Below are 7,713 nucleotides of genomic sequence, written 5' to 3'. Positions count from 1 at the left end.
TTTTAATTCTCCAAGCAATTTATTGAGTTAAGAGTCAGTCGCCTTCAGTGTCATGCACTGTCGTGCGCTGCTCATGATTCATTAACGCTTGGAAAAAATGATTCTTTAGGGCTGATGTAAAAAAATTTTCACCCCTACCCTTTCAGGCGAAGGCCCCAAGCTTTCAAGGCCAGCAACTGGGCGGCCAGGTTGGACTTGATTTTCTCGTCCGTCACATTGCCATCGGCATCAAAACCACCTGCAAATGCATTGGCAAATACTTCAGGCTTGTTCAAAGGATGTAAATCCAGATACACACACACTTGCCGCAAATGGTATTGGGCGCGTGAGGTGCCCATGCCGCCACCCGCGCCGCAAATGGCCACGGGTTTACCAGCCAGCAAGGCATTGTCCGGATAACGCGAGGCCCAGTCGATGGCATTTTTCAAGGCAGGTGCAATCGAATAGTTGTATTCAGGGCAGGCCAACATCAATGCATCGGCCTGTTTCAATTGTTCAAAAAAAGCCTGAACAGCGGCCGGCCTTTCAGCAAGGTCGGCATTGAAAAACGGCAAATCAATTAAATTGGCGAACTGCATTTCCATGCCCTCAGGCAACTGCCCGGCGGCGGCGCGCAGCAAACCCGTGTTGCTCGACTTTGCACGAAGACTTCCCGAAATACCCAGTACGCGAATGGTGTTGCTCATGGTGTTGCTCCTTTGAATTAGGCAAGTCAGTCTTTCTTGGGCGGAATGGCATAGGTGCCCACAGCATGTGCAACGGGTTCAGGCAAGCCTTCGGAGTACACACTCACCTCGCCAATTGCCAGCGTTTTGCCCACTTTGATCAATTTGCACACGCCGATGATGTCACGATCTGCAGAAGGTTTCCTCAAAAAATTGATGTTCATATTCGTGGTCACCGCCAAAGGCACAATGCCAATTCGCCCCAGTATGCCCACATACAAGGCGCAGTCGGCCACCAAAAACATGACGGGGCCAGCCACGGTGCCACCGGGGCGCAACTCAGCCACCGTAATTTTGTGACGAATGGTAGCGGAGTCGCCATCTACATGTTCAACCGTGATTTTGCTCTGTGGAAATTGCGTGTTGATGAAGTCATTCATCATTTCTTTGGTTATCAAACTTCGTCTCCGTTCTGTAGGAACTCTTGTTTTAAGCGGTGTTACGTAGCTGCACTATTCGCATTTACTTCACTCAAGAGCCCATATTATGCAATCAGTCAACTCTTTGCTTACCCAACAACTCACCGAGATAAAAAACAAAGGTTCGGAAAGCCTTCCCTCGAGCAGCAAGCAATTCAAAAATTTGCCACAAACCATAGCCGCAATACTTGGCTCATCATTGCTTGCAGAACATTGTGGCTTCAAATCTGTTGGAAGCAGTTCACATCAGTTGGCATTGAGTTGTTACAGCATCGCAGAAGCAATGCCGCAAGATTCTGTAATTGCGACCCCCAACGGGCAAGCCCTAGGCAGGCTTGATTACTACCAGGCAGCGGCCAATCTCAGCCCAAACACCAAGATTTACTGGTTGAAGCTTGCTGAAACCTTAGGTGACAATGAAACAATCAAAGTGGGTCAAAAAAATTACTCAAAAGAAGAATGCCTGTCAAAAAGCGCTCCGCTGCCAGCCATGGCCTTGTGGTCAAAGCAAGCCAAACAAACTCAAACAGGCACCCATCAGGGCGGCTGCGCCGAGTACCTGCATAATCGATCGCTTGAATCCAAACAAAGCGATCAGGGTCAGCGCCGAAATTGAGGCGGCAATCCAGTCAAACTGGCCAGAAAAACCACTGGGCCACCACACGTGATAGGCAAAAAACACTGAAAGGTTCACCACCACACCAACCACTGCCGCGGTGATGGCCACCAACGGCGCTGTGAATTTCAAATCATCGTGGGTACTTTCAACCAAGTGGCCACCCGCCAAGATGAACAGGAAAGAAGGCAGAAAAGTAAACCAGGTCACCAGCGCTGCGGCTAACGCGCCGGCCACAAATGCATGCTCAGGCCCAAATGCGGCTTGCACATAGGCACCCACAAAACCCACAAATGCCACCACCATGATCAGCGGGCCGGGGGTCGTTTCACCCAAGGCCAAGCCGTCAATCATTTGCGTGGGTGTCAACCAGCCATAATGACCTACCGCACCCTGGTACACATAAGGCAACACGGCGTAAGCCCCACCAAAGGTCAGCAAAGCCGCCTTGGTGAAAAACCAGCCCATTTGCGTGAAGGTGTTTTGCCAACCCAGGCTTGCAGTCAGCAAACCCATGGGCACCAGCCACAGCAGTGCACCGGTTACAAGCACTTTGGCCAAATGAACTTTGCTGAAACGGGCATGCTCGGGTGTCGGGGTGTTGTCGTCAATTAAAGCAGCGCCATACGATTTTTGCGCACCGGCATGCCCAGCGCTGCCGTTGAACTTGGCGGGGAACAATTTTCCGCCCACAAGGCCGATGATTGCCGCTGTGGCCACAATGATGGGAAAGGGTACGTTCATGGCAAAAATCGCCACAAACGACGCTGCCGCAATTGCCCACATCCAGTTGTTTTTCAGGGCACGGGAGCCAATACGGTGTGCTGCGTGCAACACAATCGCGGTCACCGCGGGCTTAATGCCATAGAAAATACCGGCAACAATAGGCACATCGCCAAATGCGATGTAAACCCAGGAAAGCAGCACCAAAATAAACAGGGAGGGAAGAACAAACAGTGCACCTGCCACTATTCCCCCCCAGGTGCGGTGCATTAACCACCCAAGGTAAGTGGCCAACTGTTGAGCCTCCGGGCCAGGTAACAACATGCAGTAATTCAGGGCATGAAGAAAACGCTTCTCGGAAATCCAGCGGCGACGTTCAACCAGTTCCTCATGCATGATGGCGATTTGCCCGGCTGGCCCGCCAAAACTGATGAAACCCAGCTTTAACCAGAACCAGAAAGCCTGCATCAGGCTGACCGATGCGGGAGGTTGATCTAGATCGGCAATTTCAGAAGCAGGTGTGGACATTATTGATCTGAGAGGTCATTGATTGGACGGCTAATCTTATCTCATACTCGAGGCTCAACAAGGGAAACACCATGAACTGGATCAGCAACATTGCATTGGCCATCGCGGCCTTCATCCATTTTTTACCCCTCAGCGGAATCATGGGTAAAACATCGCTCGAGAAGCTGTACGGAGTAGGCATAGCCGATCCCAATTTATTGATCGCCATGCAACACCGCGCCTTGTTGTTCGGTTTGCTGGGTGTGTTGTTCGTGGTGGCCATGTTCAAAGCCGATTTGCGCCTGCTGGCCATGTGCTTTGGCCTGGTGAGCACCGTTGGCTTTATTGCAGTGGCGTGGCAAGTGGGCGACTACAACCCATTGATTGCACGAGTCATCAAGGCTGATGTCATTGTGATTGTGGCGCTGATCATCGGTTTGATCAACGAGTTCTGGTTCACCAAATCGTAAGGATTGAATTAAAAGCCCCCAGGACCGTCACGAGTCACTGGGGGCGGCACTACTCCCACTACCTTAATTAACAAGCCTCACGCTGTTACGTCTGCTTTCACCTGCCTGTAGGCCTTCACATCAAACTTTGACATTTGCGCTGCATATTGCGTAGCAAAACCGGGGAACATGGTGGCGTTGAAACCATCCTCGGTCAGGTACCAGCTTTTGCAACCGGAGTTCCAGTTGGTTTTTGCCAGGCGCTTTTGTATGTTGGCATTGTGTTTGGCCTGCACATCAGGCTTTACATCCAGCATTTTCAAGTTGGAATCCAGAATGGTGCGAATGCCTTTCACCGCGTAAGCGATTTGCTGCTCCATGTACACCAGTGCCGAATTGTGACCAGGGCCACTGTTGGGTCCAAACATGATGTACAGGTTGGGATAGCCGCTCACATTGATGCTTTTGTAAGCCTGCGCACCGCGCTGCCATTCCTTGGCCAATTCGCGACCACCCACACCCAGTATTGGATAAGGTGTGCCACTTTTCGGCACATCAAAACCAGTGGCAAACACAATGCAATCCACGCGGTGTTCAATGCCTTCCGAAGTGCGAATGCCCTGCTCCACAATATTGGCAATCGGCCAGGTAATCAGTTCGCAATTTTCTTTTTGCAAGGCCGGGTAGTAATCGTTACTCACCAAAATACGCTTGCAACCCAATTTGTAATCGGGTTTCAATTGCCTGCGCATCCAGGGGTCAGGCACTTGTGATTTCAAAAAGGCCTGCCCCAAACGTTCGCCAAGGCGTGTCACCGGCGAGCTCCAGATCACGGCCAGGGCCATACTTTCATGAGTCCAGTACAACGCTTCGCGAATTGCTTTTTGCGTAAAGGGCAATTTTGCGAACAGTTTTTTACTCAACTCAGAGGTTGAGAAATCGGGCCGAGGCATGACCCAGGCTGGCGTACGCTGAAATACTTTCAGCTTGTCGACTTTCTTCACCAGCTCGGGAATGATTTGAATGGCGCTGGCACCGGTGCCAACCACCGCCACACGCTTGCCGGTGAAGTCGTAATCATGATCCCATTGCGCGCTGTGAATTTTCTTGCCCTTGAAGTTCTCAATGCCCCGAATTTTTGGGAAACTGGCATTGGCCAAAGGACCGCTGGCCATGATCACGGTTTTGCCTTTCCACACTCGACCGCCGTCAGTGTGAATCATCCACAGCCCTTGCGCATCGTCCAGCTCGACTCGAGTTACATTTTGCTGATATTGAATCAGTTTCTCCAAACCAAAATCATTCACCAGGCTGTGCACATAAGCCAGAATTTCCTGGCTGCCGGAATAGCTGCGAGACCAGTTGGGGTTCGGCGCAAAGGAAAAGCTGTACAGATTCGACGGAATGTCACAGGCTGCTCCGGGGTATTGGTTGTCGCGCCAAGTGCCGCCCACCTCAGCGGCTCGCTCCAGAATGGCCACATTGTGTACACCCGCTTCGCGAAGTTTGATCGCAGTGCCCAAACCTGCGAAACCAGCACCAATAATCAAGGTGTCGTACACGTGCTCGCCGCTTTTTGCAGCGGCACTTTTGCTTGAACTGCGGTGCACGGTAGTACGCGCAGCAGTGGTGCCTTTCAGTGCCTTCGCAGGCTTTCTAATTTCAATCGTCATTGTGGTTTCTCGCATTGTTCAAGCCGTGGTATGCCAAGTCAGTTTGTTCACCCAGCTTGGTACTTCGGGCAACCAGCTTTTCGGGATGTAATTGGAGGCCTTCACGGCTGCATCCACGGGTACATGGTAAAAACGGTTCTTGCGATCAATCACCCATTTGCCATGCAGGCGCATCACCTGATACCAGGGGTTGCGTCGGCCCTCAGGCGTTTCACCACCGTATTTTTCAAACTTGGCCATGGCCTCGTACAGTTTTTCTTCCTTCAAACCCATGGTCACAATGTTGTCGCGCATGCGATTCAGCAAAGGGAAATACACTGCAACACCCAACAGCAGTTTGGGGTTGATGGCCGTGGCTATTGATTCCAAAGCCAGGCGGTACATTGGGCCATGACCCATCATTTCAAGCACATGGAAATCCACACCCAAATGACGGGCCTCATCGGCATTAATCTTCTTGAACACTTCATGACAAACAGGGTCTTTCACCTCATCCAGCAGGAACTTGCACAGTGCGCCATCCAGCGTCACTTCCAGCATGGGAATTACACTGCCCAAAACGCTCAAGGGCATGTCGTCGCTGTACTTGTCCAGCCATTCAATGGTCAAGCGAAGGTTGATATTCGGCTCGGGAATTTCACCTTCTTCAAGCATGCCCCAACGCTGCATCAAGGCCAGCTCGGCATTGGCATGGCGCTGTTCTTCTGCATGAAACCAGGTGTAAATTTCTTTCAAAGTATCGTTCGGGGCTTTTTTGGCCATGGCCGCAAAGCCGCGCGCACCAATGTGTTCAATCCAGGTCAGGTCGGCCATGAAGGCCTTCAGTTTGGGCCACTGTTCTTCAGTGATCATCTCGCGGCCAGGCGCATCCCAATCAATGTCGGCCAAAGCCCATTGATTCTCCTTGATGCGGCGCAGTGTTTTTCCCAGATCGAGTTGAGGCATTTTGTGTACTCCTTAAAAAGCTTTTGCGGCCACACGGGCCAATAAACCAGCACCGCGCGTGTAACTGCGGGGCATCAAGCGCTTCATGCGCCAAATCATGCGGGCATCCAGCTGGGGCAACACATACAGCTGCCCCTTGTCCAATGCATTCAATGTTTCTTTCACCACGCCGTCGGCAGACACGCCGGTCCACTCCATCAGCTTGTTGGCCAATTGGTTCGACGCGGCATCAATCCGGCCATCTTTCGTAATATTGGTTTTCACAAAGGTGGGGCACAGTGCGGTCACATTCACGCCAGTGCCAGCCATCTCGGACGCAAGCGTTTCAGTCAATGCCAAAGCACCTGCTTTGGTGACGTTGTATGCGCTCATCAGCGGTGCAGCAGCAAAGCTGGCCGTGGACGCTACGTTGATGATGCCGCACTTTTTTACAGCACCCTTTTTACGCAAACGTGGCGCAAATACGTGGCAACCGTGAATAACACCCCACAGGTTGACCCCGATGGTCCACTTCCAGTCCTCAATCGTGGTTTCACCAATCGGTTTGCCACCAGCGCCAACACCTGCGTTATTCACGACCAAATCAATGGCGGTGTTGTCCTCGGTTCCACCAAAAATTTCCTCGGCTTGCAAGGCCAGAGCTTCAACATCTTTTAGTTTGCTGACGTCGCATTTCACCGCCCAGGCTTGCGGCACGAACACCAGGTCAGGGTTCTTCAGTTTGCCTGCCACCTGGTCCATGATCATTTCCACGGTCTCCTGTGCGCGTTCCAGGCTAATGTCGGCGCACACCACGCGACCCCCCCTGCGAACTATTTCAAGCGCGAAGGCACGGCCGATACCACTGCCAGCGCCGGTGACCACTGCATTCGCACCCTTGGTAATTTTTTTCCCGAACATGTGTAAATCCTATTGCGCTTGACAGCGCGACCGTGACATTGAACAATGTCATATTAAAACGAACGTTTGTTCGGATTCAATTCGGATTTATTCATGACCAGAAAACCCAAACAAATTCGCTCCCAAAACACGGTGGAAACCATTGTTCAAGGTGCCTTCATTGCACTGGCCAAACATGGCGCAGAAGGCGCAACCACGCGACAAATTGCAGAATATGCCGGTGTAGGTGTTGGCTCGATTTATGAATATTTCGAAAACAAGGAGGCGATTTTCAGCGCCATGGGCGAGCGCTTTTCCAAAGAGCTGGTTGGGGTAATTCAGGGGGCCACAACAAACGTTGTTCGGCTTTCACTGCGCGATGCAGTGTATGAATTGATTGCCCAGACCGCTGAATTCCTGAAAAAAGACGATGAACTGTACCTGCGTTGCGCCCGAGAATCGGCCTTGATGGAAAAGCATGTGCCTTTCGGCCCCATATACCGGGCACTGGCCGACCTGTTTATCCAGCATGCCATCAAGCACCCGGAAATTTTGCGGCTGAACAATCTTCAAACTATGACTTACATTTTCATCAACAGTGGCATCGCCACCATGATTCGGTACTTGAACCACCCCAACCCAGGCTTTACTTTCGATGACCTCGCCAGGGGTCTGGCCGATATGGCTGGGCATTATGTGGAAAGGGAACTTCAAAGCTGAGGGGCTCCAAAATGGCTATCGTTAAATATCAATAAATTCGATACCATGAACCAAGCT

The 7,713-nt window shown here is 51.5% G+C and carries 8 protein-coding genes; 2 read left to right on the top strand and 6 right to left on the bottom strand.

The features are described 5' to 3' along the window. Window positions 1–134: 134 nt before the first annotated feature. From BSZ31_RS09365 to chrA, 3 genes are all read right to left on the bottom strand, one after another. Window positions 135–686, bottom strand: coding sequence for an NADPH-dependent FMN reductase (locus BSZ31_RS09365; protein ID WP_105028529.1), 552 nt, complete (start codon window positions 684–686; stop codon window positions 135–137). Window positions 687–712: 26 nt separating this feature from the next. Continuing rightward, window positions 713–1,123 (bottom strand): PaaI family thioesterase, encoded by a 411-nt coding sequence (locus BSZ31_RS09360; RefSeq protein ID WP_105028528.1) that lies wholly within the window; start codon window positions 1,121–1,123, stop codon window positions 713–715. 523 nt (window positions 1,124–1,646) lie between these two features. After that, complete coding sequence (chrA, locus tag BSZ31_RS09355) at window positions 1,647–3,011, bottom strand: chromate efflux transporter (RefSeq protein ID WP_105028527.1); 1,365 nt, start codon at window positions 3,009–3,011, stop codon at window positions 1,647–1,649. 71 nt (window positions 3,012–3,082) lie between these two features. On the opposite strand from chrA, the gene BSZ31_RS09350 reads away from it, so the two are divergent. Continuing rightward, window positions 3,083–3,460, top strand: coding sequence for a phosphopantetheine adenylyltransferase (locus tag BSZ31_RS09350; protein WP_105028526.1), 378 nt, complete (start codon window positions 3,083–3,085; stop codon window positions 3,458–3,460). 77 nt (window positions 3,461–3,537) lie between these two features. Here the strand turns inward: BSZ31_RS09350 and BSZ31_RS09345 are convergent, their stop codons facing one another. The 3 genes from BSZ31_RS09345 to BSZ31_RS09335 are packed head-to-tail and all read right to left on the bottom strand — an operon-like array spanning window position 3,538 to window position 6,957. Then, window positions 3,538–5,112, bottom strand: coding sequence for an NAD(P)/FAD-dependent oxidoreductase (locus BSZ31_RS09345; protein WP_240605681.1), 1,575 nt, complete (start codon window positions 5,110–5,112; stop codon window positions 3,538–3,540). 18 nt (window positions 5,113–5,130) lie between these two features. Next, window positions 5,131–6,057: a reductase gene (locus BSZ31_RS09340; protein ID WP_105028524.1), complete on the bottom strand. Its 927-nt coding sequence runs from the start codon at window positions 6,055–6,057 to the stop codon at window positions 5,131–5,133. A gap of 12 nt (window positions 6,058–6,069) precedes the next feature. Next, the gene (locus BSZ31_RS09335) at window positions 6,070–6,957 is read right to left on the bottom strand and encodes an SDR family NAD(P)-dependent oxidoreductase (RefSeq protein WP_105028523.1); all 888 of its coding nucleotides are present in this window, start codon (window positions 6,955–6,957) and stop codon (window positions 6,070–6,072) included. Window positions 6,958–7,050: 93 nt separating this feature from the next. Between BSZ31_RS09335 and BSZ31_RS09330 the strand changes: the two genes are divergently transcribed. Further along, window positions 7,051–7,656 (top strand): TetR/AcrR family transcriptional regulator, encoded by a 606-nt coding sequence (locus BSZ31_RS09330; protein WP_105028522.1) that lies wholly within the window; start codon window positions 7,051–7,053, stop codon window positions 7,654–7,656. Window positions 7,657–7,713 lie beyond the last annotated feature (57 nt).

The sequence above is a fragment of the Limnobacter sp. SAORIC-690 genome, from assembly GCF_002954425.1.
GTDB lineage: Bacteria > Pseudomonadota > Gammaproteobacteria > Burkholderiales > Burkholderiaceae_B > Limnobacter > Limnobacter profundi.
Note: the sequence above shows the minus strand (reverse complement) of the source record. Positions and strands in the feature narration are given on the sequence as shown.

Coding starts and splice junctions, on each gene's coding strand:
- BSZ31_RS09365 (WP_105028529.1), bottom strand. CDS start 686: ATGAGCAACACCATTCGCGTACTGGGTATTTCGGGAAGTCTTCGTGCA.
- chrA (WP_105028527.1), bottom strand. CDS start 3,011: ATGTCCACACCTGCTTCTGAAATTGCCGATCTAGATCAACCTCCCGCA.
- BSZ31_RS09350 (WP_105028526.1), top strand. CDS start 3,083: ATGAACTGGATCAGCAACATTGCATTGGCCATCGCGGCCTTCATCCAT.
- BSZ31_RS09345 (WP_240605681.1), bottom strand. CDS start 5,112: ATGACGATTGAAATTAGAAAGCCTGCGAAGGCACTGAAAGGCACCACT.
- BSZ31_RS09340 (WP_105028524.1), bottom strand. CDS start 6,057: ATGCCTCAACTCGATCTGGGAAAAACACTGCGCCGCATCAAGGAGAAT.
- BSZ31_RS09335 (WP_105028523.1), bottom strand. CDS start 6,957: ATGTTCGGGAAAAAAATTACCAAGGGTGCGAATGCAGTGGTCACCGGC.
- BSZ31_RS09330 (WP_105028522.1), top strand. CDS start 7,051: ATGACCAGAAAACCCAAACAAATTCGCTCCCAAAACACGGTGGAAACC.